Genomic DNA, 24,474 nt, shown 5'->3' on the forward strand with positions numbered 1-24,474 from the left:
GGATGCACCCACAGTCGTTGCACCGAGTGCATCGATGCACCTAGTGTCTCCTCCGTGACCATCACGACCGACCGCCGCGCCGCCCTCAAGGCGAAGCACCGCGCGGCGATCGTCCGGGCCGCGCGCGACCTCATCCAGGAGCGCGGTGGCCGCGACTTCTCCGTCGACGACCTGGCCGCCCGCGCCGACGTCGCCCGGCGCACGGTCTTCAACCACTTCGCCTCGCTCGACGACGTCCTGCTCACCGTGTGCGAAGAAGAGCTCTCCGTGATCATCGACCGGTTCCTCGCCGACATGGCCCGCACCCCGGTCGGCGACGGCTCCCGCTCGTCGATGTTCGACGAGCTCGAGAGCGCCGCGCGTGGTGCCGACCTCGCCCCGGCGATCGCGAGCATGTACCGGATCCTCGGCGAGCCCGGCGCCGCCGACCCGAAGGCCGCCGTGCTCACCCAGACGGCGTTCTCCCGCGTGACCGAGCGCCTGCGCGACGAGGTCGCCCGGCGCCACCCCGGCGCCGACCCCCTCGACGCAGCGCTGCTCGTCGAGTCGCTGATGAGCGGCATCGTCGTGATCGCCGACCACTGGCTCCGCCACGAGGGACCGGAGGTCACCCCGGCGACCCTCGCCGCGTGGGACGCCCTGCTCGCCCGCCTCGTGCACAGCGTGCGCAGCGGCTACATGCCCACCGACTGACAGCTCCCCCAGGGGTCCACCGGCGTGCCCCCGTCCTCCCGCACCACCCCACCGAAAGGAACGCAGGCACCAGCATGGCCGGTCTCCTCTACCGTCTCGGACGGTTCTCCGCACGACGCCACTGGCTCGTGATCATCGCCTGGATCGTGATCATGGGCATCGCAGGCGTCGGCTACAGCCTGTTCGCCGGCACGATCTCGTCCTCCATCACCATCCCCGGCACGAAGACCAGCCAGGTGCAGGACGAGCTCGCCGACAAGTTCCCGGCCGCGAACGGCGGCAACGGCACGATCGTCTTCCGGACCACGGACGGGGACGCGTTCACCGACACCCAGAAGTCCGAGGTGACGAAGTTCCTCGACGGGCTCGAGGACCTCGACGGCGTCAAGGGCGTCACCGACGGCTTCGCCACCCAGCAGCAGCTCGACGCCGGTCGGCAGAAGATCGCGGACGGCAAGCAGCAGCTCGCCGCGGGTCAGGAGCAGCTCGACGCCCAGAAGCAGGCGGTCAGCGCGCTCCCCGAGGCCGCTCGGACCGCCGCGGAGGCGAAGCTCGAGCAGGGCCAGGCCCAGATCGACGCGCAGGCGCAGGAGCTCGACGAGAACGCGCGACTCCTCGACCTGTCGAAGGACATCCGCTTCGTCTCGTCGAACGACTCGGCCGTGATCGGCACCGTGCAGTTCACGAAGTCGACGTACGAGGTCCCGCAGACCACGAAGCAGGAGATCTCCGACCGCGCCGACGACGCGGACATCGACGGTGTCGCGGTCTACGTCTCGAACGACATCGCGCAGGGCGTCCCGTCCATCCTCGGACCGGGCGAGATCATCGGCGTCATCATCGCCGCCCTCGTGCTGCTCCTCATGCTCCGCACGGTCATCGGCGCCGCGATCCCGCTCGTCTCCGCCGTGCTCGGCGTCGGCGTCGCGACTCTGGCCTCGCTGTCCTTCTCGAGCCTCGTCGAGTTCATCTCGGTCACGCCGGTCCTGGGGGTGATGCTCGGCCTGGCGGTCGGCATCGACTACTCGCTGTTCATCCTCAACCGACACCGGACCCAGCTGAAGGCCGGCATGGGCGTGCACGAGTCGATCGGGCTCGCGAACGGCACCTCCGGCAACGCGGTCGTCTTCGCGGGTGCGACCGTCATCGTCGCCCTGCTCGCGCTGAACATCACCGGCATCCCGTTCCTCGGCCTGATGGGCACGGTCGGTGCGGTCGCGGTGTTCTTCGCGATCTGCATCGCCACGTCCTTCACCCCCGCGCTGCTGTCGCTGATCGGCATGCGGATCCTCCGGAAGAAGGAGCGCGCGCAGATCGGTCACACCGGGTCGGTCCGCGTGCCGAACAAGCCGATGGCGACCTGGCGCGCGGTCGTCACGCTCGTCGCCGGCGTCGCGGTGCTCGGCACGATCGCCCTGCCCGCCACGCAGATGCGCCTCGGCCTGCCGACCGGCGCGTCCGAGTCGACCGACAGCGCCCAGTACAAGGCGTACAAGGCGCTCGAGGACGAGTTCGGCGCCGGCCAGAACGGCCCGCTGCTCGTCGTCGCGGACCTGCCGGAGGCCGTCTCGAAGGACGACGTCACGGCGACCGAGGTGACCATCGGCGAGGCCATCGCGAAGAACGACGACGTCGAGGCCGTGCTGCCCATCGGCGCCTCGAAGTCCCGCGACATCATCGCGTTCCAGGTGAAGCCGGCGGGCGGTCCGGACAGCGTCTCGACCGAGGACCTGGTGAAGGACCTCCGCACGCAGACGGTGTCCACCGACGACGGCAAGGTCTCGCTCGGCGTCGCCGGCAACGCGTCCGCCAACATCGACGTGTCCGAGAAGCTCGCGAACGTGCTGCCGCTCTACCTCGTGGTGGTCGTCGGCCTGTCGCTGATCATCCTCATCATCGTGTTCCGCTCGTTCCTCGTGCCGATCACCGCGACGGCGGGCTTCATCCTGTCGGTGCTCGCCTCGTTCGGTGGGCTGACCGCGATCTACCAGTTCGGCTGGCTCGGCTCGGTGTTCGGCGTGCACGACCCGGCGCCCATCCTGAGCTTCCTGCCCATCATCGAGATCGGCATCCTGTTCGGCCTGGCGATGGACTACCAGCTGTTCCTGGTGTCCGGCATGCGGGAGGCGTACGCGCACGGTGCCTCGGCCAAGGTGGCGGTCCAGCGCGGGCTGCACGCCGGTCGCGCCGTCGTCACCGCTGCGGCGATCATCATGATCTCGGTGTTCGCGGGCTTCATCTTCTCGGAGTCCTCGACCATCAAGCCGATCGGCTTCGGCCTGGCGTTCGGTGTCCTGGTCGACGCGTTCGTCGTCCGGATGCTCCTCATCCCGGCCGCGATGCACCTGCTCGGCCAGAGCGCCTGGTGGTTCCCGAAGTGGCTCGACCGGATCGTGCCGGACGTCGACGTCGAGGGCGCCAAGCTCGAGCGCTCGCACCCCGGCGACGCCCGCGGGTCGCACGCCGAGGGCACGGTCGGCACGGGCGCGGCTGGTGCCGAGCACCACGGCGCGCACGCGGCTCCGGTGGCGCCCGACGCGAACCCGCACGAGGGCCACACGCCGACGCACCGCGCGTAGGCGCCAGCCCCACCCCACCCAGGAGGCGCGGTGCCCGTCCCCGAGACCGGCACCGCGCCTCCTGTGCGTGCGCCCGGCGTCCCGTGCGGTCGGCCCCCATGCCCGTGCATCCGGCGACGATGCACGCGTCGATCGACTCCTGGATGGTCGGAAGGTGCGTGTCCATGTTCCGACGGCAGGGCCAGACGCGAAAGTCGGACACGAAAGACGGACGTAACCGCGGATCGTTCGCGCACGAACGGTAGACTCGCGACATGACCGCGACCGACGTCGACCCCCTCGCCCTCGACCGACAGCTCTGCTTCGCGCTCGCGGCCACGAGCCGGAGCGTCATCAGCCTCTACCGCGACCTGCTCGACCCCATGGGCCTGACGCACCCGCAGTACCTCGTGATGCTCGCGCTGTGGGAGCACGACCCCCGCTCCGTGCGCGAGATCGCCCGCGAACTCCGGCTCGACTCGGCCACGCTGAGCCCGCTGCTCAAGCGTCTCGAGGCCTCCGGCTACGTCCGGCGGACCCGCAGCACGGCCGACGAACGGCAGCTCGAGGTGTCCCTGACCACCGCGGGGCACGCCCTCCGAGAACGGGCCCGCGCCGTGCCGCTCGCCGTGGCGGACCGACTGGGATGGCCGCTCGCGCGCCTCGAGGCCCTCAAGGACGAACTCACCGAGCTGCTGGAACGCGTCGACGACCTCGACTGACGCGGTACTTCGTGGCAGAATGGTTCGTGGACGAATGAAAGGACGGATCGTGGGTCGCTTCGGCAAGTGGTACGACCGGTGGAACCGCACGCTGATCGAGAAGATGGGTCCGTCGCAGATCGGTGCCGGTCGCGCCGAGGGCATCGACGACCGCACCGTGGACCGACCCTGCCCGATCTGCCACCAGCCACTCTCGCAGCACACGGTGATCCGCCCCGAGGGCCAGGTCCGGTCGAGCACCCTGGTGTGCCCCGGACGCTGAACATCTGCCGCTGAATCGGAATTGCCGACCGCAACACGTGGTTCAACGGAGACGTGAAGCTCTTCGAACCGACCGACCTCGGTGCCCTGCACCTGGACAACCGCATCGTCATGGCGCCGCTCACCCGCACCCGCGCCGGTGCCCACGGGGTCCCGAACGACCTGCTCGTCGAGCACTACCGGCAGCGCGCCGGCCTCGGCATGATCATCACCGAGGGCACCTGGCCCGTGCAGGAGGGCCGCTCGTACCCCGGTCAGCCCGGCATCGAGACCGACGAGCAGATCGCCGGGTGGCGTCGCGTGGCCGAGGCCGTGCACGCCGAGGGCGGCACCATCGTCATGCAGCTCATGCACGGTGGCCGCGTCTCGCACACCGACATCTCGCAGACGCCGCGCATCGTCGGCCCCTCCGCCGTCGCCGCCCCGGGCCAGACCCACCTCGCGGACGGCTCGAAGGCCGACATGCCCGTCCCGCACGAGCTCACGACGGACGAGGTCCGCGAGGCCGTGCAGGGCTTCGTGCAGGCCGCCCGCAACGCGATCGCAGCCGGGCTCGACGGCGTCGAGGTGCACGGCGCGAACGGCTACCTCGTGCACGAGTTCCTCTCCCCCGTGTCGAACGTCCGCACCGACCTGTACGGCGGCTCGCCGGAGAACCGCGCACGCTTCGCGGTCGAGGTCACGACGGCCGTCTCCGAGGCGATCGGCGCCGACCGCGTGGGCATCCGCCTGTCGCCGCAGCACAACATCCAGGGCGTGCTCGAGGAGGACGACGCCGACGTGCGCGCCACCTACACCGCCGTCGCCGAGGGCCTCGCGCCGCTCGGCCTCGCGTTCGTGGACGTCCTGCACGCCGAGCCGGGCAGCGACCTCGTCCAGCACATCCGCCGCACCGCGGGCGCCCCGTTCGTCGCCAACTCGGGCTTCTCGTCGATGACCACCCGCGACGAGGCGATCACGCTGCTCGACCAGGGCCTCGCGGACGCCGTCGCCGTGGGTCGTGCCGCGATCGCCAACCCGGACCTCGCCGCCCGCTGGGAGCAGGAGGCCCCGCTCAACGAGCCGCGCCCGGAGCTGTTCTACGGCGCCACGGCCGAGGGCTACACCGACTACCCGACGCTGGCCGAGTCGCGGGAGCACGCCGCGTAGTCGACGCGACCAGCAGTGATCTGGAGGCGCGGTGCCGGCTGGCACCGCGCCTCCAGTCCGTTCAGACCGTCGCGTGATCGCGGTCGGTACCGTCCCACAGGTCGGTGCAGTCGACCGGCGTGACGCCCGCGCGCCGCATCCACGCGCCCGCGCTGCGGTCGCCCGGATCCGCCGTGACGGCGGCGACGAGTGCCGGTCGGTGTGCCGCGCCGACGAGCACCGGGTGGCCCGGACGGTCCCCGAAGGCCGCGCGGCGCAGGACCCCGCGGTCCGGGTCCGTACCGAGCGCGCGCCGGACGACCGCGGCGGGGAGCGTCGGCAGGTCGACCAGCGTGATGCAGGCCGTGTCGTCGTCGCCGAGGGCGCCCAGCCCGGCGGCGAGGGAGGCTCCCGGGCCGGCCGCCCAGTGCTCGGCGACGACGACCCGCACGTGCGTACCGGTCGGCACGAGTCGTCGGGCCTCGTCGGCCGCCGCACCGAGCACGACGACGACCTCGGCACACCCGCCGCCACGCAGTGCGTCCACCGCGAGCGCCACCCACGGCACTCCGTCGGCTCGCCGGACGAGTGCCTTCGGCCTGCCCATCCGGGTGCCGGCACCGGCGGCGAGGACGATGCCGACGACGGGGTCGCGCGCCCGCACCGGGTCCGGGCCGCGCCCGTGCGCCTGGTCGGGGGTCACACGAAGCCGGGCACCGACGTCCACGCCGCGGGTGTCTCGGGGACGCCATCGCGGACCACCGTGCCGGCGATCAGGCCGTACGGGCGGTCGGCCGCGAAGAACACCTCCCCCGGGTTGTCGAGGCCGAACGGCGCGAGGTCGACCAGGAAGTGGTGCTTGTTCGGCATCGCGAAGCGGACCTCGGCGATCTCGGGGTGCGCCTCGATCGCCGCCCGACCCATCGCGAAGAGGGTCTGCTGCAGGGCGAGCGAGTGCAGGTCGGCGAAGGTCGCGAGCATCCCGTCGAGCACGCTCGTGTACACGGCGTCGTAGTCGATCCCGGCCGCGACGGCCTCGGCCGTGTAGCGCCAGCGGGCGGTGACCGAGGTTGCGAGGATCCGGTCGTCGGTCTCCGCGAGGGTGGTGTAGCCGTCGCGGGGGAAGCCGTGGAACTCGCTGCCCGTCGACTTCAGGACGGTCAGGTCGGTCACGCCCGCCAGCACGTGCACGTCCTCGCCGTCGACCTGCACCACGGCGGTGCGGGTGCCCCGGCCGGCACGGACGAAGGCGTGGTCGTGCTCGCTGCCGTCGACCGCGATGCGCTCCCACGCGTGCTGCTCGGCGGACAGCGTCGCACCGTCGTACCAGTCGAACGCGGTCGTGAAGTGGCGGCCGAGGCGGAGCAGGAAGTCCTCGGGGGTGTGCACGCCGTGCTCGCGGGCGAAGGCGTACACGGTGTTCTTCTGCGTGTCGGTCGCCAGGACCTTGGCGTTGTCGCCGTCGGTGTACGAGTCGGCGAGGGCCGCGCCACGCAGCTGGGTCGTGACGGTGAGGTCCTCGATCTCGTGGCGCGGGGTGTCGCGGGTGACCCGGACGAGCCGGACCTCGGCCTTGCCGTACTGGTTCGCGCCGAGGTGCACGGTGGTGCTCGTCATGGCGGCGGTCGACGTCTCGGCGGCGCCGGTCGTGGTGGTGGCGGTGTCGGTCATGGTGCGGTCAGCTCCCTCGGTAGGTGGAGTAGGCGAACGGACTGAGGAGGAGCGGGACGTGCAGGTGCGCGCCCGGCCCGTCCGCGTCGGTCCCGCCCGCGGGGACGGTCAGGACGACGTCGACCCGCGGGTGGAAGGCGGCCGTGCCGAGCGCGGACCAGTAGCCCCCGGTGGCGAACGACAGCGTCCACTCCCCCGCGGCGAGTCGGTCCGGCCCGAGGTCGGCGATCCGACCGTCGGCGTCCGTGGTCCCGCGCGCGACGACGGTGCCGGCGGCGTCCGCGAGCGTCACGACGATCCCCGCAGCCGGACGGCCGTGCGTGGTGTCGAGCACGTGGGTGGTGAGGTGACTCACGCGAAGGTCCTCTCGAGTCGGAGCAGGGCGATGGCGCGGAGTTCGTCGGCGACCTCGGCGCGTTCGGTGGCGTCGTCGTTGTCGAGCCGTCGCCGGAGCTCGGCGAGGATCTCGGCTGCCGAGCGTCCCGCCGCGCGCACGAGGAACACCCGGTCGAACCGGGCCTCGTAAGCGGCGTTCCCCGCACGGATCGCCTCGGCGGTCGCGGCGTCTGCGCCGGTGGACGACGACTGTTCGACGCGTGACGCAGCGGCCGAGGCTCCGGCGCCGACCGGTCGTTCGCCGATGCGCGGGTGGTCCGCGAGCGCCGCGGCGACCTCGTCGTCGGACCAGGTCCGGGCCAGGCGGTCGGCCGTCGCCGCGAGGTCGTCCACGGAGGCGTACGGGCGCTCCTCGAGCACCGCGTCCACCCAGCGCGGCACGGCTGCCCAGGCCGCGACGACGTCACGCGCAGCGTCGGCGTCGAGCCGGTCGAGGTCGGAGATGTCCATGTCCCGGAGGATGACAGCCGCGTGTTTCGGGGATGTCTCCGGCACGTCACGGGTTCGCGCCCCGGTCGTCACGCGGCGTTCCCGGCCCGTAATGCCGCCGAAACACCGGTTCCGTACGGTGGCTCGACATCGGACCCGACCGGAGGAGGACCAGCGTGCACACCACCGACACGTGCCGTCCGACCTCGGCGTGGAACCGCGGGATGATCGCGCACGGCCGACGACCGGGACGCGCTGCGCACCCTCGTCCCCGCCATCCCGATCGGACCCCTGCATGGACCTCGTCTCCGTCCGCACCGTGCGGACACCGTCGCGCCGCGACGACCTGACCGCCGCCCTCGCCGAGGGCGCCCGTCCCCTCGCGGGCGGCACGTGGCTGTTCTCCGAGGAACAGCCCGGCCTGACCGGCCTCGTCGACCTGACGACGCTCGGCTGGCCCGACGTCGAGCGGTCGACCGGCACGCTGTCGATCGCCGCCACGTGCACGATCGCCGCGCTGCTGCGACTCGACCCCGACCCCGCGTGGACCGCCTGGCCCCTGGTGGACCGGTGCGCGAACGCCCTCCTCGCGTCGTTCAAGGTCTGGAACAGCGCGACGGTCGGCGGCAACGTCGGAGTCGCGCTGCCTGCCGGGGCGATCACGGCGCTCCTCGTGACGCTCGACGCGGCGGCGGTCGTCTGGACGCCCGACGGCGGCGAACGCCGGGTCGCGGTCGCCGACCTCGTGCTCGACGTCCGCACGCTCGCGCTCGCCCCGGACGAGGTCGTGCGCGCGTTCGAGGTGCCCGAGACGGCCCTCGCGGCGACGACCGGGTACCGCCGGGTGTCGCTCAGTCCGCACGGGCGGTCGGGGTCGCTCGTCACCGCACGGTGGTCCGCCGCGGGCTTCGTGCTCGTCGTGACCGCGGCGACCCCGCGCCCGCTCGTGCTCCGCTTCCCCGAGGTGCCGACCACCGAGGCGCTGGACGCGACGATCGGTCTGCACGACGACTGGTACGACGACCCGCACGGCTCCCCCACCTGGCGTCGGGCGGTGAGCACCCGCTTCGCTCACGAGCTGCGCCACGAAGCGGCGAGCGCACCGAGCGCAGGAGGCGTGGCATGAGGATCGACGTCGACGGCACCCCGATCGAGGTGTCCCCGGCACCCGGCCAGGTCCTCCGCACGCTCCTCCGCGAGCACGGCGTGACGAGCGTGAAGAAGGGCTGCGACGCGGGTGACTGCGGTGCCTGCTCGGTCCTGCTCGACGGCGTGCCCGTGCACTCCTGCATCACCCCCGCGCACCGGCTCGACGGTGCCACGGTGACCACGGCGGCGGGCCTCGGCACCCCGGAGCACCCGCACCCGGTGCAGCGCGCCTTCGCCGAGGCGCCCGGCTTCCAGTGCGGCTTCTGCACCGCCGGGTACGTCGTCACCGCCGCCGCGCTCGACGACGACCGGCTCGCCGACCGACACCGCGCACTCAAGGGCAACCTCTGCCGGTGCACCGGGTACCGGGCGATCGAGGACGCCCTGGACGGCGTGCGGAACACGGCGTGCGCGAGCGCCGGCGACGCGGTCGGCACGTCGGTCGCCCCGCCCGCCGCGATGCGGATCGTCACCGGGCAGGAGGAGTACACCCTCGACGTCCGCCGCACGGAGGCGCTGCTGCACCTCGCGGTCCTCGGCAGCCCGCACCCGCACGCCCGCATCACCGCGATCGACACGAGCGCCGCCGAGGCGCTGCCCGGGGTGCACGTCGTGCTCACCCACCGGGACGACCCCGGCGTGCTGTTCTCCACCGGCCGGCACGAGTCGCGGCTGGACGACCCGGACGACACCCGGGTGTTCGACCGGGTGCTGCGCTTCCGCGGGCAGCGCGTCGCCGCGGTCGTGGCCGACACCGTCCGGATCGCCGAGCAGGCGTGCGCCCTCGTCCGGGTCGAGTACGAGGTCCTGCCGAGCGTGCACGACCCCGACGCCGCCAGGGCGCCGGGCGCGCCGCTGCTGCACGGCGAGAAGACCACCGCCGAGCACCGGATCGCCGAACCCGGGCGCAACGTCGTCGCGGCGCTGCACGGCGAGACCGGCGACGTCGAGGGTGCCCTGGCATCCGCCGCAGCGACCGTCGAGGGGACCTGGACCACCGGACGCGTCTCGCACGCCGCCCTCGAGACGCATGCGACCCGCGGCTCCCTCGACCGGGACGGTCGGCTCGTGCTGCGCACCGCCACACAGGTGCCGTTCCTGGTCCGCGACGAGATCGCCCACGTCTTCGGACTCGACCCGGACCGCGTGCGCGTCGTCGCGAAGCGCGTCGGCGGCGGGTTCGGCGGCAAGCAGGAGCTCCTCACCGAGGACCTCGTCACGCTCGCCGTGCTGCGGACCGGCCGCACCGTGCAGTACGAGTTCAGCCGGCGCGACGAGTTCACGATCGCACCGACCCGACACCCGATGCGCGTGCGGGTCCGCCTCGGTGCCACGGCCGACGGCACGCTCACCGCGATGCACGTCGACCAGACGATGGACACCGGGGCCTACGGCAACCACGGCATCGGCGTCATGTTCCACTCGGTCAGCGAGTCGGTCGCCGTGTACCGCTGCCCGTCGAAGCGCGTCGACGCCGAGTCGGTGTACACGAACAACCTGCCGTCGGGGGCGTTCCGCGGGTACGGCCTCGGGCAGGTCGTCTTCGCGATCGAGTCAGCGATGGACGAACTGGCGCGGGAGCTCGGCATCGACCCGGTCGCGTTCCGGCGGCGGAACGTCATCGTGCCGGGCGACCCGCTCGTGGTCACCGACCCGCACGAGGAGACCGACCTGCGGTGGGAGGGCAGCTACGGGCTCGACCAGTGCCTCGACCTCGTCGAGGACGCCCTGCAGGGGCCCGTGCCCGAGGTCCCCGCGATGGACGGGCCGGCGCTCGACACCTCCCCCGATTGGGCGTACGGCACCGGGGTCGCGCTCGCCGCCATCGCCACGATGCCGCCGCGCGGCCACCACGCCCACACCACGGTCGAACTCGTGCCGGGCGGCCGCTACCGGATCGGTGTCGGCACGGCCGAGTTCGGCAACGGCACCACGACCGTGCACACCCAACTCGTCGCGACCGCGCTCGGCACGACGCCGGACCGGGTCGACGTGCACCAGTCCGACACCGACGCCGCCGAGCACGACACCGGGGCGTTCGGCTCCGCCGGGGTCGTCGTCGCCGGTCGCGCCCTGTACGCCGCCGCGCAGACCCTGCGGGACGAGATGACCGCGCGGGCCATGACGATCGTCGGTGACCGGACACCCCGAACCGCCTCGGGCGTGCTCGGGCCCGCGGTCGTCGTCGAACCGGACGGCGTGCGCGTCGGCGACGAGCTCGTGCCGCACGCCGAACTGCTCGCCGGCGGACCGCTCCTCGCACACGGGCGGCACGACGGCACCCCGCGGTCGCTCGCCTTCACCGTGCACGGGGCCCGGGTCGCCGTGCACCGGCCGACGGGCGAGGTGCGGATCCTGCAGAGCGTGCAGGCCGTGGACGCCGGCACCGTGCTCAACCCCGAGCAGCTCCGCGGACAGGTCGAGGGCGGGTCCGCGCAGGCGATCGGGTCGACGCTCTACGAGGAGGTCGTGCTCGACGCCGAGGGCCGGGTCACCACCGACGCGTTCCGGTCGTACCGCGTGCCGAAGATCTCCGACGTGCCCCGCACCGAGGTGCTGTTCGCGGCGACCCACGACCCCCTCGGGCCCCTCGGCGCGAAGTCGATGAGCGAGGCGCCCTACAACCCGGTGGCGCCGGCGATCGCGAACGCGGTCCGCGACGCCCTCGGCGTCCGGCCGTACCGCCTGCCGATGACCCGCGACCGCGTCTGGGAGCTGGCCCGGGGCGCGGAGCGCGAGGCGACCGCCGTCGGAGGTGCGTGATGTTCGAACTGGCACCGCGCCTCCTGGCCGTCCTCGACGCGGGGGACCCCGTCATCGTCGCCACGGCCGTGTCGATGTCGGGGAGCGCGCCGAGCGGGGTGGGCACCTCGATGGCCGTGCTGCCCGGTGGACAGGTCGTCGGCACCATCTCCGGCGGATGCGTCGAGGGGTCGCTGTTCGGCACGGCCGAGGAGGTCCTGACGTCCGGCGTCCCCGTGCTCGAACGGTTCGGCTTCGACGACGACCCGGACGACCCCGACGCCGTCTGGGCCCCGGCGCTCCGCTGCGGCGGGCGCGTCGAGGTGCTCGTGCGCCGGGTCACGCCGGACGACGTCCCCGTGGTCGACGCCCTGCGGCATGCGGCTGCCGGTGTCCCGACGTCGCTCACGCTCTCCCTCGAGACGGGAACGTCCGGCACCGTGCCGCTCGGCGAGGTCGTCACCGCGCCCGACGGGTGCCGTGGCCGCGTGTTCGTCGAGCATGCTGACGTCCGTCCGCGGTGCATCGTCGTCGGCGCGGTCGAGTCCGCCGTCGCCGTGACGAACGCCGCCGCGGTGCTCGGGTACGCGGTCACCGTCGTCGACCCCCGGCCGGTGTTCCTCACCGACGAACGGTTCCCCGCGGCGGATCGGCGCCTCGTCGGGTGGCCGACACGGGTGCTCGCCGCAGAGCCGATGGACGCGTCGACGGTGGTCGTGGTGCTCTCGCACGACGACCGGTTCGACGCCGAGGTGATCGACCTCGCGCTCCGAGGCGGCGCCGGGTACGTCGGAGCGATGGGCTCGCGGGCCACGCACGAACGCCGGGTCGAGGCGCTCCGGACGCTCGGGACGCCGGACCTCGAGCGGCTGCGGTCCCCCATCGGCCTCGACATCGGGGCGCGAACGCCCGCCGAGATGGCGGTGGCGATCATGTCGGAGGTGCTCGCGGTGCGCAGCGGCGCGCCGGGCGGGGCCCTGACCGGCGGCGCCGGCCCGATCCACCGGCGCGCGGTGGCCGCGCGCTGAGCGCGCCGCGGCGCGCGCGGCGCTGGTGCTCCCGGGCGTACCTGGTCCTTCCGGGCGTACCTGCTGGGTTCTTCCGACCTGGTACGCCCGTTCCCGCTTGCCATCGCACCTGCTCCGGGAAGGAACGTGCAGCACGGGACGCATCCGCCTGGAGGCGCGGGGCGCGCCCGACGGACCGGCACCGCGCCTCCAGGCGGTCGCCCCCACCCCGCGTCGCTCGCTCAGTCGTCGCGCAGGTACCCGGTCTCGGGGTCGATCTCCGCGAGGAACGCCCGGAGGTCGCGGCGCATCCGCTCGTCGTCCGCGCTGCGACGGAGGTTCGTGGCCGCGAGTCCCTCTGGCGCCGGTGCCGGTGCGGAGGATGCGAGCGTGCTCCCGAAACCGTAGCCGGGGTTCGGGCCGGTCAGCCAGGAGACCTCGGTGCTGCTCCCCCGCACGCTGACGAGGAGGCGCTCGCCGTCGACCTCGACCTCCCGCTCCGCCGGCACCGACAGCGAACCGTCCGGCCACTCGGTCCGCCCACCGTCGTGCCAGCCGAACGGCCCGACGAGCCTGGTGAACCGGGCGTGCTCCCGAGGATCGGACAGCTGCCACCCGTAGTTCACGGCGACGACGTGGCTGTCACCGTCGACGTCGATCCGCTCCCGGCTGTCGCCGAGGCCGGCGGTGAGGACCTCCTCGTCCGTCCAGATGAGGAGCTGGGACACCCAGTCGACGGCGTCCTCAGGCGGCGCGTACAGCCACCACTGGGGCGCGCCCGTCGAGGGCAGGCGGACCCGGAGTCTCGCGGAGGGGGCACCCGAGCGCGAGAACGTCACCCCGAGCACGCCGTCCTCGGCGCTCACGTCCGAGAACCGGTAGCCGTCGCGTGGAGGGGCGGCCTCGAGCGCGGCGACGATCGCCTGGTCGGTCAACACCGTCCGATCCTGCCAGGAGGTCCGCCGGTGCGGGGCGCGCGCCTGGCGGCCGGGCGCTCGGCGCTTCCGGGCGTACGTAGTCGTCCCGGGCGTACCGGGTCGTTCCTTCTGACCAGGTATGCCCGTTCCCGCTCTCCATCGCAGCCGTTCTGGGAAACACCCCCGGCCCGGGACGCGCGTGCACGTCAGGCGTCGACGCGGCTCCGCGCCAGGCGCTCGCCGAGGCGCGCCGCCACCTCGCGCTCGTCGCCCGTCACCAGCCGGAAGTCGCGCACCACCACGCGCCCGCCCACCACGACGTGCCGCGGACGCCGGCCCGGTGACGCCCAGAGCAGCCCCGCGACCGGGTCCGCGACGCCCGCATCAGCCACCCCAGAGACGTCCCACACACACAGGTCACCAGCGCTGCCGGCCCCCAGGTGCCCGAGCTCCGGCCGCCCCAGCCCCGCCGCCGAGCCCTCGGTCATCACGCCGAGCACCTGCCGCGCGGGGAGCTGCGGCCCGACGAGCGCCGAAACCTGCATCGCCAGCCGCCCGTCCGCGAGCAGGTGCCCCGCGTCGTTGCTGCCCCCGCCGCTCGTGCCCAGGCCGACCGGGATCCCGGCCGCCGCGAGCCGGGCGACGGGCGCGATCCCCCATCCCATCGGGACGTCGCAGCCCGGAGCATGGGTCGCGGTCACGCCTGCGGCGGCGAGCCGGGCGATCTCGTCGTCCGTGACGTCGCAGAGGTGCGCGATCGTCACGTCCGGAGCGAGCCAGCCCCAGTCCTCGAGCAGGTCGAGCGGCCGCCGTCCGTACCGCTCGAGTGCGATCGCGGTGTCGACCTGCTCGTTCGCCTGCGTCCGGCGTCGGAGCCCGTGCCGTGCGGCCACCTCGCCGAGCGCCCGGAAGGTCGCCTCGCCGTCGGAGTGCACGCCTGCCGGACCGACCGCGACCTGCAGCCCGCCGTCGGGATCGACGCCACCGACCGCCGCTTCGTGCAGCAGCTGGGCCGCGATCGCGTCCGCCGAGGCGGCCGCGCGCTCCGGGTCGTCACGCGCCGACCCCCGCACGAACACGAGACGACCGCCGAGGCCGCGGACCGCGTCGACGGTCGCCGCGGCGAGCGCCACGGTGTCGTCGGTGGTCGCCTCTGCGGGCCAGTTCAGGTGGTGGTCGGCGACGGTCGTGACCCCGCTCAGGAGGCCCTCCGCAGCTCCGGCGGCAGCGGCGAGTCCGTAGAGCTCGGGATCGTGGCCGGCGCGGCCGTACGCCGCAGCCATCGTCGGCAGCCACTCGGCCATCGGCACCCCGCGGGTGCCGGGGAGCGTGCGGAACGCGGTCTGCAGCAGGTGGTGGTGCGCGTTCACGAGGCCCGGGGTCACGACGCAGCCGGCGGCGTCGAGGGTGCTCGCGAGGTCGCTCCCGTCGTCGACCACGACGTCGCCGGTCCGTTCGGTGCGGGGGTCGACGAGGACGCGGAGGGCACCGGTGACGGTCAGCATGGGAGCGTTTGTAGCAGTCCGCTGTTTCCGGGTCGTGTCGTCGGCGTGACGCAGAACCGGAGGCGGCGAACTACCCTGGTCTGATGCTCTCCCGACGCGCCGCCGCCGTGCGGCTCGACATCCCGCTCGAGATGGCCACGCGCCACGGCATCCCCGCGAACCTCAGCGAGGCCGAACTCGAGGCGATCGAGCAGGACCCGCCTGCGTGGCTCGTGCAGTCGCGAGCGAACCGCACGGGCACGAAGAAGGTGTGGACCCGCCTGGAGTGCGTCGTGTGCGGCTACTCCGAAGAGGCGCGGCCCAAGAAGTGGTGGCCGGACTGGGACCACCTGATGTGCGACTACCACGCGTCGTACCAGGCGCCCGAGCCGACGGCGGGGTTCACCCGGCACGAGGTCGAGGGCATCGGCAGCCGCTTCGTGGCGCTGGTGGACGAACGGCCCGAGCGGACCTAGTGCTCGGGCGACCGGAGCGCACGGCCGTCCCTGGGTAGCCTCGGCCGGGTGCCGACGGCGTCACGCGATCCCGCACGACGACCGGAAGGCTCCACGATGTTCCGACGCAGCTCCCCAGGCAGCGCACCGACCGCCAGCGTCTGGACCGACTCGTTGGGCCGGCTCGCGACCCGGTGCTTCCAGATCGTCCTCGTCGTGACCGTCGTCCTCGGGATCGCGTTCGCCGTGGCACAGGTGGGTCTCGTCACGATCCCGGTCCTCGTCGCCCTGATCATCGCGTCCGCGCTGCACCCGGTCGTCGGGTGGCTCCGGCGGCACGGGGTCCCGTCGGTGCTCGCGACCGCGCTGGTGTTCGTCGCGGTGCTCGCGCTGCTCGCAGGAATCCTGTGGCTCCTCGTCGCGGCGGTGGCGAGCCAGTGGTCGACGCTCCAGGCCTCGGCCGTCGACGGGTTGCGGCAGGTCCAGGACCTCGTGCACGAGCTGCCCTTCCGGATCACGGACAGCCAGATCGAGGACGCCGTGAACGGCGTCGTCGACTTCGTCACGAGCGCGCGGTTCGGTGCCGGAGCACTCGCCGGCATCTCCGCTGTGACGAACTTCGTCACGGGCGCGGTGCTCATGGCCGTGATCCTGTTCTTCTTCCTCAAGGACGGCCCGGCGCTCTGGGAGTTCCTGCTCCGCCCGTTCACCGGCGCTTCCTACGACCGTGCGCGACGGATCGGCGACCGGGTCGTGACGACCCTCGGCGGCTACGTCCGTGGGACCGCAGCGGTGGCCGCGTTCGACGCCGTGGCGATCGGCAGCGGGCTGGCGGTCCTCGGCGTCCCGCTGACGATCCCGCTGGCGGTCGTCGCCTTCGTCACGTCGTTCATCCCGATGATCGGCGCGCCGATCGCCGGCACGCTCGCGGCGCTCGTCACCCTCGTCGGCGTCGGGCCCGTGCAGGCGGTGGTCGTCGTCGCGATCGTCGTGCTCGTGAACCAGATCGAGGGGAACTTCCTGCAGCCGGTCCTGATGGGCAAGACCCTCCGGCTGCACGGCCTGGTGATCCTGGTCGGCCTGACCGCGGGCACCGTGCTCGGCGGGGTCACCGGGGCGCTGCTCGCCGTGCCGCTGATCGCCGCGGCGTGGGGCGTGGTGCAGGTCTGGAACGGCGAGGACCGGCCCGCCGAGGCGTGGCGGCAGAAGCGCCGGGAGACCGTGCCGGTCGGTTGAGGGTCACCGCCCGACCGCGCGGAACCGACGTCTGCATCTGACTCGCAGGCGACGGCCCGCCTACCGAACGGCGAACCGGACCCAGGCGTCCGGCGGGAGATCGGGCCGCCCGGGGACACCGCGGTGCTCGAGCCGCCACTCCTCGTCGAGCGAGGCTGCGACGGCCGGCCAGAACCGGGCTGCCGCTGCGTTGCCGTCCTGGAACGCGACGGCCCACTGCCCGGGGTGCTGTCGGGTGACCCGGCCGACCGCGGCACGCCCGACCCCGGACCGGCGAGCGCCGTTCACGATGAAGAAGCTGCTGATGACCCGCTCGTCGGTGTCGATGCCGCGCACCACCGCGAACCCCACCGCGGACGGGCCCAGCCGGAACAGGTGCGCCGCCCACGCCGGATCGGTGAGGGCGGCGTCGAGCCGCTCCTGCCGGAAGCGCCCGTGCTCGTCGGGCAGCGCGCCCGTGACCGCGGACATGTCGTGGCGGAACATCGTCCAGAGGCGTTCGAGCACGGCACGGTCCGGCTCGCTTGCGTCGACCACGTCGAGCTCGGCCGGGCTCACGCCGACGAGCCCGGTCGGAGCCCGCTGCTGCGCCGCTCGAGGTCGGCCAGCGCGAGGACCGTCTCCGGATCGCGCCGCCGCCATCGGTCCACGACGTCGACCCCGAGGCGCCCGGCGGCGTCCCGCGTCGTCAGCGCCCGGACGGCGAGCAGTTCCGTGCCGTCCGGCTGCCGCGACAGTCGCGCGGTCGCTGACGCCCGGCGGATGAACCCACCGCGGTACCGGAGCCAGACCGCGAGCAGGACCAGGACGAGCACCACCGCGAGCGACGTGCCGAGCAAGTGCGCGAGGTGCAGCGTCTCCTCCTGCTGCTGCGTGCCGGCCGCCGCGATGTCGCCCGCGCTCCGGCTCGCGTCGCGCAGCGGTCGGCTCACCGAGCTGCCGACGAGGGGCACGTCACCGAGTGCGTCGGCGGTCCTGCGGAGCTGTTGCTCGAACGCCGAGCCCTGGTCGTGCACCCGGCCACCGATCGCGGCGAGGGCGCTGATCGACGCGGACACCGCACGGCCGAGCAGCACCGCCGCGACGATCCCGCCGACGACGACCAGGTCGAGCAGCACCTGCCCCGCGGTCCGGACGGGTCGTGCGTCGTAGATCACCATGCTCCGGTCCTACCAGGCGGCGGCAGCGAGACGGCTGCCGACGTCTGCCACGATGGCGGGATGCCGCTCGACGCCCCGTCCTCGCCGCCCCTCGTGCTGACCGACGGCGCGTCAGCCGAGGCACAGTCGCTGCTCGAGCTCTGGATCGCCCGTTGGCCCGGCATCGTGCCGTGGCGGCACCTCCCGCGCGAGTCGAGGCCGGAGGACTGGGTCCGGTTCCACACCCTCCCGGACGGTCGCCAGACGCCACGACACAACCGGGACCGCCGAACGGCGGCCCGACGCTTCCGCCGTGTGGTGCGCACCGTCGAGGAGCTCACGGCGGTGCCCGCGACGGTGCTCCTCACGGAGTATCCGAGATGGGCCGGCGAGTTCCGCGACCGGGTGGCGTCCGTCGTGCCGGCCGCGCAGCCGTGGGTCACGCACATCGTCGATGACGACGAGGAGGACGACGTCGACCAGCTCGACGACTTCGACGCGGACGATCAGGACGGAGACGACGACGGTCACGAGGAGCACGACGACGAAGACGAAGCGGAGGACCAAGACGAAGACGAGGACGAGGACGACGACGTGTGGCCGGACGAGCGACACTCCTTCCGGTCCGGGCCGGTCGACGACCACCTGCTCACCGCCCTCGCTCTGCTCGTGCACCGCTGGGACGCCGACTTCCTGCTCCTCCCCGCAGACCTGAGCTGGGTCGTCAGCGCATACGACGGCGGAGTCGACGCCGTCGTGCGCGACCCCGACGAAGCCGCGGTCCTCGCCGCTCGGCTCCGCCGGTGGCTCCCACCGGCAGGATGGCAGGGCGCGCTGTCCTTCACGCGACCGGCGACGCAGCGGGAACTGCACCGGGGCTTCGAGTACTGAGGTCGCTCTGCCGCAGGGCCCGGACCGACCGATCAGCGCTGAGTGATCGCCCGTCCCCCGGTCCGGACCAAGCGCTGCCGACGGAACCCTCCTCGGACGTCTGACGCGAGCTGCCGCGCGAACCACTGCGCGGCGAGATCGGCCGCGTCGTCCGCACCGACCGTCGTCGCCGGCGCGATCAGGTCCGACGCGGCATGGTCGCCTCGGCCGCCGTCGTCGACCCTGCCCGGGTCGCCCCACCATGCGCGGAGTTCGACCGCCGCACCGTCGCGGTGGTGGCAGAGCACCCAGAGTGTCGTCGGGCTGCGGGTCAGACCCGGCACCTGGATCGAGACGACCAGCGGATCGACCAGCGTCTCGGCGATCGTGGCCGCAGGAGTGACGTCGGTGTCCCAGCCCCCCGCCGCAGCACGCAGTCGTGCAAGGAAGCGCTCACAGAAGGGGTCGTCCAACGGGAACGGGCCCTCCGCGAACCACCCCCGCTGCTGCGCCCAGAACGCCTCGACGCGTTCGTGGTCCGTCCACCACTCGACGTCGACCTCACGGGTCAGCGCATCGATGAGCCCGCCCTCGACGCCGGGCTCGCGGGACTCCGCCACTCCGGTCTCCATGACGAAGCGCCCTGCGGCGTCGAGCACCGGGTCGGGTCCGTCCCACCGGTCGAGTGCGTAGGCGGAGAAGGCCCCGTCCTCGTCGCGGTACAGCACGGCGAGCACGGTGCAGCCCGCACCGGGCCCCGACCCGATCGTGCCGACGAGCCCGTGCTCGTTCCACTCGGCGAGCGGCGGCACACCGGGGTGGAGCTCGATCCGCTCGGGCTCCCGTCGCCTCGGCCACCACCGCATCGACACAGCGTGGCACAGCACCACCCGTTCCCGCCCCACCGCACCCGCACGAGGGGAAACGCCCCGGTGACACCCGCGAAACACGCGCCCCCTAGGTTCGCCCCATGTCACCGACGCTGATCCGCGCGGGCTGGGTCCTCACGGCCGCCCCCGACGCCTCCGCCACCCCCGCCGCGATCCGGGACGGCGCGGTGCTCCTCGACGGGGACCGCGTCGCCGCCGTCGGCACCTTCGCCGAGTTGTCCGCCGCACACCCGGACGTCCCGGTGCGCGGCGGCGCGTACGACGTCGTGACGCCCGGGTTCGTGAACACGCACGGGCACTTCAGCGAGGGGCTCATCACGGGCATCGGCTCGCAGTACACGCTCTGGGAGTGGCTGACCGCGCTGATCGGCAGGGTGAACCCGGTGATGACGCGCGAGAAGGCGTACGCGGGCACGATGCTGCAGGGCATCCAGATGCTCCGCAGCGGGGTGACGACGGCGAACGACATGTTCTGCGCGGACCCGATGCCCGACGAACCGGCGACGCCCGGGGTGGTGCAGGCGCTCGACGAGCTCGGCCTGCGGGGCGTCGTGTCGTTCGGCTCGGGCGATGTCGACCGTGACTTCGGGGCGACCCCGATCCTCGAGGAGTTCGAGGCCCTGCGCGAGGCCGCGGGTGCCAGCCGGTACAGCACGTTCCGCGTCGGGGTCTCGTCGATCGGCCGGTACACGGACGACACGTGGCAGGAGCACGTCGACTACGCCGTCGCGGGCGGCCACGGTGTGCACGTGCACTTCCACGAGGTGCGTGAGGAGGTCACCGCGGCCCGACAGCGCACCGGCCGGACGGCGATCGGCCACGCCGAGGCGACGGGCATGTTCCAGGTGCCGGTGATCGCGGCGCACAGCGTCTGGGTCGACCGCGAGGACCGCGAGCGCTACGCCACGAACGGGGTCGGCGTCGCGCACAACCCGGTCGCGAACGGGATCCTGGCGAGCGGCATCGCCCCGGTCGCGGAACTCCGGGCACTCGGTGTCCCGGTCGGCATCGGCGTGGACGGACCGGCGTCGAACGACTCGCAGGACTTCCTGCAGGCGATGAAGACCGCGGCGCTGTTCGCCCGCGTCCGTGACCTCCAGGCCACGGCGATGAGCGCACGCGAGGCGTTCGAGATGGCGACGCTCGGCGGCGCCCGGGCGCTCCGGATGGAGGCCGAGATCGGCTCGCTGGAGCCGGGCAAGCGCGCGGACCTGGTCGTCTTCGACGGCGACGGACCGACCCTGGCGAACGTGCACGACCCCTACCAAGCGGTCGTCTTCACGGCCGGCAGCCGGGAGGTGCGGGACGTCTGGGTCGACGGCGAGCTGAGCCTGGCGGACTTCGAGGTCACGCGGGTCGACGTGCGCGAGGCGGTCGCCCGCGCCCGGCCGCTGGCCCGGCAGCTGGTCGCCGAGGCGGGCCTCGAGCGCCTGTCGGCGCTCACCGGTGCCCCGCTCGACGACACCGAGCGCCCGTGAGGTGACGAGGACCGGACTGGAGGCGCGGGGCGGGCCCGTCCCGCGCCTCCCGTCCGAGGGCGCTGGCCCTGCACCCCGTCACGGACGTCGCACCCCTGTGCGGCGGGGTGCGACGTCTGCGACGGGGTGCGCGAGGCGCACCCCGTCCGTTCCCCGCGCCTCCCGTCACAGCTCCAGGACGATGCGCGGGCAGTCACCGCGTGCTCGCGACACGCAGATCATCATGGTGCGGTCCTCCGCCTGCTCGGCGGGGCTGAGCACGGTGTCCCGGTGGTCGATCCGCCCCTCGAGCACGGGCGTCTCGCAGGTGCCGCACGTGCCCTCGCGGCAGGACGACAGCACGAACACGCCGGCGTCCTCGACCACCTCGAGCAGCGTCCGGTCCGCCGGCACGGTGACCGTGGTCCCGGAGAGCGTCAGCTCCGCCTCGAACGCGGTACCGGGCGCGTCGACGCCCTCGGCCGCCTCGAACCGCTCGACCCGGACGCTGCCCGCGGGCCAGTGCCCGGCGGCCTGTTCCACGGCGTCCATCAGCCGACGCGGGCCACAGCAGTAGACGACCGCGTCGCGCGGCGACGCCAGGAGGGCTGCGACGTCGAGGCGCTGCCCCTCGTCGGCGACGGCGAGGCGGACGCGGTCGCCGTGCGCGGCGGCGAGCTCGTCGGCGAAGGCCATCCGGTCGCGACTGCCGCCGGCGTAGTGCAGCTCCCAAGGGGTGCCGGACTCCTCGGCGGCGGCGATCATCGCGGCGAGCGGCGTGATGCCGATGCCACCGGCGACGAACACCGCGGGGCGCCCCGGCTCGAACGCGAAGTGGTTGCGCGGGCCGCCGACGACGACCTCGTGGCCCACGGCGAGGGCGTCGTGCACGGCCACGGACCCACCGCGGCCCGCGGCCTCGCGGAGCACGGCGACGCGCCAGTGGCCCTCGGGTGTGGTCGCGACGAGCGAGTACTGGCGTTCCAGGCCCGGCGCGACCTCGAGGTCGACGTGGGCACCCGGCTCCCAGTCCGGCAGCGGTCCCCCGCCGACCGGGGCGAGGTCGAGCACGACGATGTCCCGCGCGACGGGTCGGTGGGCGGTGATCCGCATCGGGAACCGGGTCACGGCCGTGGCGCTCACGACCCCACCCCCGCTCCCGCTGCGGTGCGCGGCGACTCCTTGACGACGACGAGGTGGAACCGGGTGCCGTCCGGGCTGCACCACCGGTGCGGTGTGCCGCCGCGGTAGTAGGCCGAGTCCCCCGGACCGAGGTGCAGCACGCCGCCACCGTCGCCGCCGAGGTCGAGCAGCACGGCGCCGCCGAGCACGTAGAGGAACTCGTCCTCGTGGTGCTCGAAGTACGGCCCGAGGTCGGTGTTCTCGCCCACCCACTCGAGCGGCTCGAAGGCGTGCGCGCCGCCGTGCACGAGCAGGCGTGCCTCGCCGCTGGAGAACGGCCCACGGGCGCCCTCGTCGGCCCGGAGGACCTCGGGTCGCCGGTCGTGCGGCTCCCGGGTCTGCTCCGCGCCCGCGGCGAGCAGCTCGACCTGGCTGGTGCCGAGCGCGCCTGCGATCTTCTCGAGCGAGACCATGCTCGCGCGGGAGTGGCCGCGCTCGACCTGGCTGAGGAACGGGTGCGAGAGGCCGGTCGCCTCGGCGAGCTGCACGAGGGTCAGGCCGCGGGCACGACGGAGCGCCCGGATCGCGGTGCCGATCCTGTGGGCCTGGTCGTCGACGACGCGGTCGCGGTCGGACGCACGGCGGTCGGTCGCGCCGGGATCGGACGTCCCGCGGGACTCGATGAGGTCGCTGGTCACGGCACTCCTGTCGGTGGTGGACGGGCTCTGCGGTTCCGGTGGTGGGCCGGTGTCACACATGGCAACGAGGCCGAAACGACCGGGAAACACGGCCCCCATAGCATCGGCGATGTTGATGCGATCAACATTCTCACACACGAACGGGAGGCCATCGTGGACGCGACACTGCCGCAGCCGCTGGACCTGGTCCGCGCCGCCCTGCTGCCGGACGGACGCCTCGTGGACGTCGCGATCAGCGACGACACCGTCACGCGCGTGGCCGCCGTCGGCACCTTGCACGCCGCCCCGGAGCGCACGCTCGACCTCGAGGGCCGCCTGCTCCTCACCGCCCCGGCCGAGCCGCACGCGCACCTCGACAAGGCCCTCAGCGCGGACGTCATCCGACCGCCGCTCGGCGACCTCGGTTCCGCGATCGCCGCCTGGTCCGAGCACGCCGAGACCATGACGGTCGAGGACATCGCAGACCGGGCACGCACCCAGGCCCTGGCGATGCTCGCCGCCGGGACCACCTCGATCCGCACCCACGTGGACGTGCTCAGCGCCCACGGCGCGGCCACCGTCGACGAGGCCACCCGCGGTGCCCGCGCACTCGTGCAGGTCCGCGCCGAGCTCGCCGGGCTCGTCGACCTCGAACTCGTCGCCCTGGCCGGCCCGCACGCTCCGGACGAGCACGTGGAGGCGGTCCTCGACCTCGGTGTCGACCTCGTCGGCGGCGCCCCGCACCTGGCCGACGACCCGACCGGCGACGTCGACCGACTGCTGGCGATCGCGCGCCGCCGCGGCCTCGGGGTCGACCTGCACGCCGACGAGAGCCTCGACGGTCCGGTCACCCTCGACCACTACGCCCGCGCCGTCCGCGACTGGTCGCGCGACCGGCAGTACTCCGCGGGGCACTGCGTCCGCCTCGGCACGATGTCCCCGGAGCGGCTCGCCGAGGTCGTGGCCGACGTGCTCGCGGCCGACGTCGGCGTCATCTCGCTGCCGATCACGAACCTGTACCTGCAGGGCTGGCAGCACCCCGTCGCGACGCCCCGTGGACTCACCGCGCTCCGGGCGCTCCTCGACGCCGGGGTCCGGGTCGCCGCGGGCGCCGACAACGTCCGCGACCCGTTCAACCCCGTCGGCCGCTCGGACGCGCTCGAGACCGCGTCCCTGCTCGTCACCGCCGGGCACCTGACGCCGGACGAGGCGTACGGCCTGGTGAGCGACGGCGCCCGCAGCGTGATGGGCCTGCCGGTCGCCGGCGCCGTGCCCGGTGCCCGCGCCGACCTGCTCGCGCTGGACGCGACGAGCGTCACCGACGCGGTCGCGAACGCCCCCGCCGGACGCCTCGTCGTCGCGGCCGGCCGGCTCGTCGCCGCGACCGAGGTCCACCGCCGCGTCGCAGCGCCCGACCGCACCGCCACACCGACGCGAGCGACCGTCCCCGCCCACGAGAACACGAGGTAGC

24 protein-coding genes are annotated in these 24,474 nt (G+C 73.5%); 13 read left to right on the forward strand and 11 right to left on the reverse strand.

The window, feature by feature from the left end; genetic code table 11:
• The first annotated feature begins 54 nt into the window (after positions 1–54).
• From ACY3FI_RS12450 to ACY3FI_RS12470, 5 genes are all read left to right on the forward strand, one after another.
• Positions 55–693 (forward strand): TetR/AcrR family transcriptional regulator, encoded by a 639-nt coding sequence (locus ACY3FI_RS12450; RefSeq protein ID WP_462547864.1) that lies wholly within the window; start codon positions 55–57, stop codon positions 691–693.
• A 74-nt stretch (positions 694–767) separates the two neighbouring features.
• Entirely contained in the window at positions 768–3,272 is a 2,505-nt protein-coding gene (locus ACY3FI_RS12455) for an MMPL family transporter (protein WP_462547865.1), read from the forward strand.
• 254 nt (positions 3,273–3,526) lie between these two features.
• Positions 3,527–3,973: a MarR family winged helix-turn-helix transcriptional regulator gene (locus ACY3FI_RS12460; protein ID WP_462547866.1), complete on the forward strand. Its 447-nt coding sequence runs from the start codon at positions 3,527–3,529 to the stop codon at positions 3,971–3,973.
• A 49-nt stretch (positions 3,974–4,022) separates the two neighbouring features.
• Positions 4,023–4,235, forward strand: coding sequence for a hypothetical protein (locus ACY3FI_RS12465; protein ID WP_462547867.1), 213 nt, complete (start codon positions 4,023–4,025; stop codon positions 4,233–4,235).
• A gap of 53 nt (positions 4,236–4,288) precedes the next feature.
• Positions 4,289–5,383 (forward strand): alkene reductase, encoded by a 1,095-nt coding sequence (locus ACY3FI_RS12470; RefSeq protein WP_462547868.1) that lies wholly within the window; start codon positions 4,289–4,291, stop codon positions 5,381–5,383.
• 61 nt (positions 5,384–5,444) lie between these two features.
• On the opposite strand, the gene ACY3FI_RS12475 is transcribed toward ACY3FI_RS12470, so the two are convergent.
• From ACY3FI_RS12475 to uraD, 4 genes are read right to left on the reverse strand one after another with little or no spacing between them, the layout of a single operon-like run.
• Positions 5,445–6,089 carry a nucleotidyltransferase family protein gene (locus ACY3FI_RS12475; protein ID WP_462547869.1) on the reverse strand — a complete coding sequence of 215 codons (645 nt, stop codon included), beginning with the start codon at positions 6,087–6,089 and terminating at the stop codon, positions 5,445–5,447.
• Positions 6,062–7,033, reverse strand: coding sequence for a factor-independent urate hydroxylase (gene pucL / locus ACY3FI_RS12480; protein ID WP_462547870.1), 972 nt, complete (start codon positions 7,031–7,033; stop codon positions 6,062–6,064). Before pucL ends, ACY3FI_RS12475 begins: the two co-directional genes overlap by 28 nt.
• A 7-nt stretch (positions 7,034–7,040) precedes the next feature.
• Positions 7,041–7,388: a hydroxyisourate hydrolase gene (gene uraH, locus ACY3FI_RS12485; protein ID WP_462547871.1), complete on the reverse strand. Its 348-nt coding sequence runs from the start codon at positions 7,386–7,388 to the stop codon at positions 7,041–7,043.
• A complete protein-coding gene (gene uraD, locus ACY3FI_RS12490) occupies positions 7,385–7,879 on the reverse strand; it encodes a 2-oxo-4-hydroxy-4-carboxy-5-ureidoimidazoline decarboxylase (protein WP_462547872.1) in 495 nt (164 codons plus the stop codon). The genes uraH and uraD overlap by 4 nt, the downstream gene beginning before the upstream one ends.
• A gap of 274 nt (positions 7,880–8,153) precedes the next feature.
• Here uraD and ACY3FI_RS12495 point away from each other — a divergent pair, with 274 nt between their 5' ends.
• The 3 genes from ACY3FI_RS12495 to ACY3FI_RS12505 are packed head-to-tail and all read left to right on the forward strand — an operon-like array spanning position 8,154 to position 12,777.
• Positions 8,154–8,984: an FAD binding domain-containing protein gene (locus tag ACY3FI_RS12495; protein WP_462547874.1), complete on the forward strand. Its 831-nt coding sequence runs from the start codon at positions 8,154–8,156 to the stop codon at positions 8,982–8,984.
• Positions 8,981–11,770: a molybdopterin-dependent oxidoreductase gene (locus tag ACY3FI_RS12500; RefSeq protein WP_462547875.1), complete on the forward strand. Its 2,790-nt coding sequence runs from the start codon at positions 8,981–8,983 to the stop codon at positions 11,768–11,770. Before ACY3FI_RS12495 ends, ACY3FI_RS12500 begins: the two co-directional genes overlap by 4 nt.
• Entirely contained in the window at positions 11,770–12,777 is a 1,008-nt protein-coding gene (locus ACY3FI_RS12505) for an XdhC family protein (RefSeq protein ID WP_462547876.1), read from the forward strand. Before ACY3FI_RS12500 ends, ACY3FI_RS12505 begins: the two co-directional genes overlap by 1 nt.
• 221 nt (positions 12,778–12,998) lie before the next feature.
• Here the strand turns inward: ACY3FI_RS12505 and ACY3FI_RS12510 are convergent, their stop codons facing one another.
• Together ACY3FI_RS12510 and ACY3FI_RS12515 are read right to left on the reverse strand one after the other, a co-directional pair.
• Positions 12,999–13,694, reverse strand: a complete 696-nt coding sequence (locus ACY3FI_RS12510) for a hypothetical protein (protein ID WP_462547878.1) — start codon at positions 13,692–13,694, stop codon at positions 12,999–13,001.
• A 185-nt stretch (positions 13,695–13,879) separates the two neighbouring features.
• A complete protein-coding gene (locus tag ACY3FI_RS12515) occupies positions 13,880–15,178 on the reverse strand; it encodes an amidohydrolase family protein (protein ID WP_462547879.1) in 1,299 nt (432 codons plus the stop codon).
• An 83-nt stretch (positions 15,179–15,261) separates the two neighbouring features.
• Here ACY3FI_RS12515 and ACY3FI_RS12520 point away from each other — a divergent pair, with 83 nt between their 5' ends.
• Both ACY3FI_RS12520 and ACY3FI_RS12525 read left to right on the forward strand, forming a co-directional pair.
• On the forward strand, positions 15,262–15,633 hold the full coding sequence (locus tag ACY3FI_RS12520) for a hypothetical protein (RefSeq protein ID WP_462547880.1): 372 nt from the start codon (positions 15,262–15,264) through the stop codon (positions 15,631–15,633).
• Between the two features lie 96 nt (positions 15,634–15,729).
• Positions 15,730–16,848 (forward strand): AI-2E family transporter, encoded by a 1,119-nt coding sequence (locus tag ACY3FI_RS12525; protein ID WP_462547881.1) that lies wholly within the window; start codon positions 15,730–15,732, stop codon positions 16,846–16,848.
• A 60-nt stretch (positions 16,849–16,908) separates the two neighbouring features.
• Here the strand turns inward: ACY3FI_RS12525 and ACY3FI_RS12530 are convergent, their stop codons facing one another.
• The gene (locus tag ACY3FI_RS12530) at positions 16,909–17,406 is read right to left on the reverse strand and encodes a GNAT family N-acetyltransferase (RefSeq protein ID WP_462547882.1); all 498 of its coding nucleotides are present in this window, start codon (positions 17,404–17,406) and stop codon (positions 16,909–16,911) included.
• Positions 17,403–18,008 carry a hypothetical protein gene (locus tag ACY3FI_RS12535; protein ID WP_462547883.1) on the reverse strand — a complete coding sequence of 202 codons (606 nt, stop codon included), beginning with the start codon at positions 18,006–18,008 and terminating at the stop codon, positions 17,403–17,405. Before ACY3FI_RS12535 ends, ACY3FI_RS12530 begins: the two co-directional genes overlap by 4 nt.
• A gap of 60 nt (positions 18,009–18,068) precedes the next feature.
• On the opposite strand from ACY3FI_RS12535, the gene ACY3FI_RS12540 reads away from it, so the two are divergent.
• Positions 18,069–18,878: a hypothetical protein gene (locus ACY3FI_RS12540; RefSeq protein WP_462547884.1), complete on the forward strand. Its 810-nt coding sequence runs from the start codon at positions 18,069–18,071 to the stop codon at positions 18,876–18,878.
• Positions 18,879–18,910: 32 nt separating this feature from the next.
• On the opposite strand, the gene ACY3FI_RS12545 is transcribed toward ACY3FI_RS12540, so the two are convergent.
• Positions 18,911–19,723: a hypothetical protein gene (locus ACY3FI_RS12545; protein ID WP_462547886.1), complete on the reverse strand. Its 813-nt coding sequence runs from the start codon at positions 19,721–19,723 to the stop codon at positions 18,911–18,913.
• Positions 19,724–19,827: 104 nt separating this feature from the next.
• Here ACY3FI_RS12545 and ACY3FI_RS12550 point away from each other — a divergent pair, with 104 nt between their 5' ends.
• Positions 19,828–21,225 (forward strand): amidohydrolase family protein, encoded by a 1,398-nt coding sequence (locus ACY3FI_RS12550; protein ID WP_462547887.1) that lies wholly within the window; start codon positions 19,828–19,830, stop codon positions 21,223–21,225.
• A gap of 165 nt (positions 21,226–21,390) precedes the next feature.
• On the opposite strand, the gene ACY3FI_RS12555 is transcribed toward ACY3FI_RS12550, so the two are convergent.
• On the reverse strand, positions 21,391–22,347 hold the full coding sequence (locus ACY3FI_RS12555; RefSeq protein WP_462547888.1) for a PDR/VanB family oxidoreductase: 957 nt from the start codon (positions 22,345–22,347) through the stop codon (positions 21,391–21,393).
• Positions 22,344–23,024, reverse strand: coding sequence for a helix-turn-helix domain-containing protein (locus tag ACY3FI_RS12560; protein WP_462547889.1), 681 nt, complete (start codon positions 23,022–23,024; stop codon positions 22,344–22,346). Before ACY3FI_RS12560 ends, ACY3FI_RS12555 begins: the two co-directional genes overlap by 4 nt.
• Positions 23,025–23,177: 153 nt before the next feature.
• Here ACY3FI_RS12560 and ACY3FI_RS12565 point away from each other — a divergent pair, with 153 nt between their 5' ends.
• Positions 23,178–24,473 carry an amidohydrolase family protein gene (locus tag ACY3FI_RS12565; protein WP_462547890.1) on the forward strand — a complete coding sequence of 432 codons (1,296 nt, stop codon included), beginning with the start codon at positions 23,178–23,180 and terminating at the stop codon, positions 24,471–24,473.
• Position 24,474: the final 1 nt, after the last annotated feature.

The organism is Curtobacterium sp. RM9 (assembly GCF_054956955.1).

Bases quoted from the DNA above. Each gene is read 5' to 3' on its own strand.
- ACY3FI_RS12455 (WP_462547865.1), top strand. From the start codon at position 768: ATGGCCGGTCTCCTCTACCGTCTCGGACGGTTCTCCGCACGACGCCAC.
- ACY3FI_RS12460 (WP_462547866.1), top strand. From the start codon at position 3,527: ATGACCGCGACCGACGTCGACCCCCTCGCCCTCGACCGACAGCTCTGC.
- pucL (WP_462547870.1), bottom strand. From the start codon at position 7,033: ATGACCGACACCGCCACCACCACGACCGGCGCCGCCGAGACGTCGACC.
- uraD (WP_462547872.1), bottom strand. From the start codon at position 7,879: ATGGACATCTCCGACCTCGACCGGCTCGACGCCGACGCTGCGCGTGAC.
- ACY3FI_RS12495 (WP_462547874.1), top strand. From the start codon at position 8,154: ATGGACCTCGTCTCCGTCCGCACCGTGCGGACACCGTCGCGCCGCGAC.
- ACY3FI_RS12500 (WP_462547875.1), top strand. From the start codon at position 8,981: ATGAGGATCGACGTCGACGGCACCCCGATCGAGGTGTCCCCGGCACCC.
- ACY3FI_RS12505 (WP_462547876.1), top strand. From the start codon at position 11,770: ATGTTCGAACTGGCACCGCGCCTCCTGGCCGTCCTCGACGCGGGGGAC.
- ACY3FI_RS12515 (WP_462547879.1), bottom strand. From the start codon at position 15,178: ATGCTGACCGTCACCGGTGCCCTCCGCGTCCTCGTCGACCCCCGCACC.
- ACY3FI_RS12520 (WP_462547880.1), top strand. From the start codon at position 15,262: ATGCTCTCCCGACGCGCCGCCGCCGTGCGGCTCGACATCCCGCTCGAG.
- ACY3FI_RS12525 (WP_462547881.1), top strand. From the start codon at position 15,730: ATGTTCCGACGCAGCTCCCCAGGCAGCGCACCGACCGCCAGCGTCTGG.
- ACY3FI_RS12535 (WP_462547883.1), bottom strand. From the start codon at position 18,008: ATGGTGATCTACGACGCACGACCCGTCCGGACCGCGGGGCAGGTGCTG.
- ACY3FI_RS12540 (WP_462547884.1), top strand. From the start codon at position 18,069: ATGCCGCTCGACGCCCCGTCCTCGCCGCCCCTCGTGCTGACCGACGGC.
- ACY3FI_RS12545 (WP_462547886.1), bottom strand. From the start codon at position 19,723: ATGCGGTGGTGGCCGAGGCGACGGGAGCCCGAGCGGATCGAGCTCCAC.
- ACY3FI_RS12550 (WP_462547887.1), top strand. From the start codon at position 19,828: ATGTCACCGACGCTGATCCGCGCGGGCTGGGTCCTCACGGCCGCCCCC.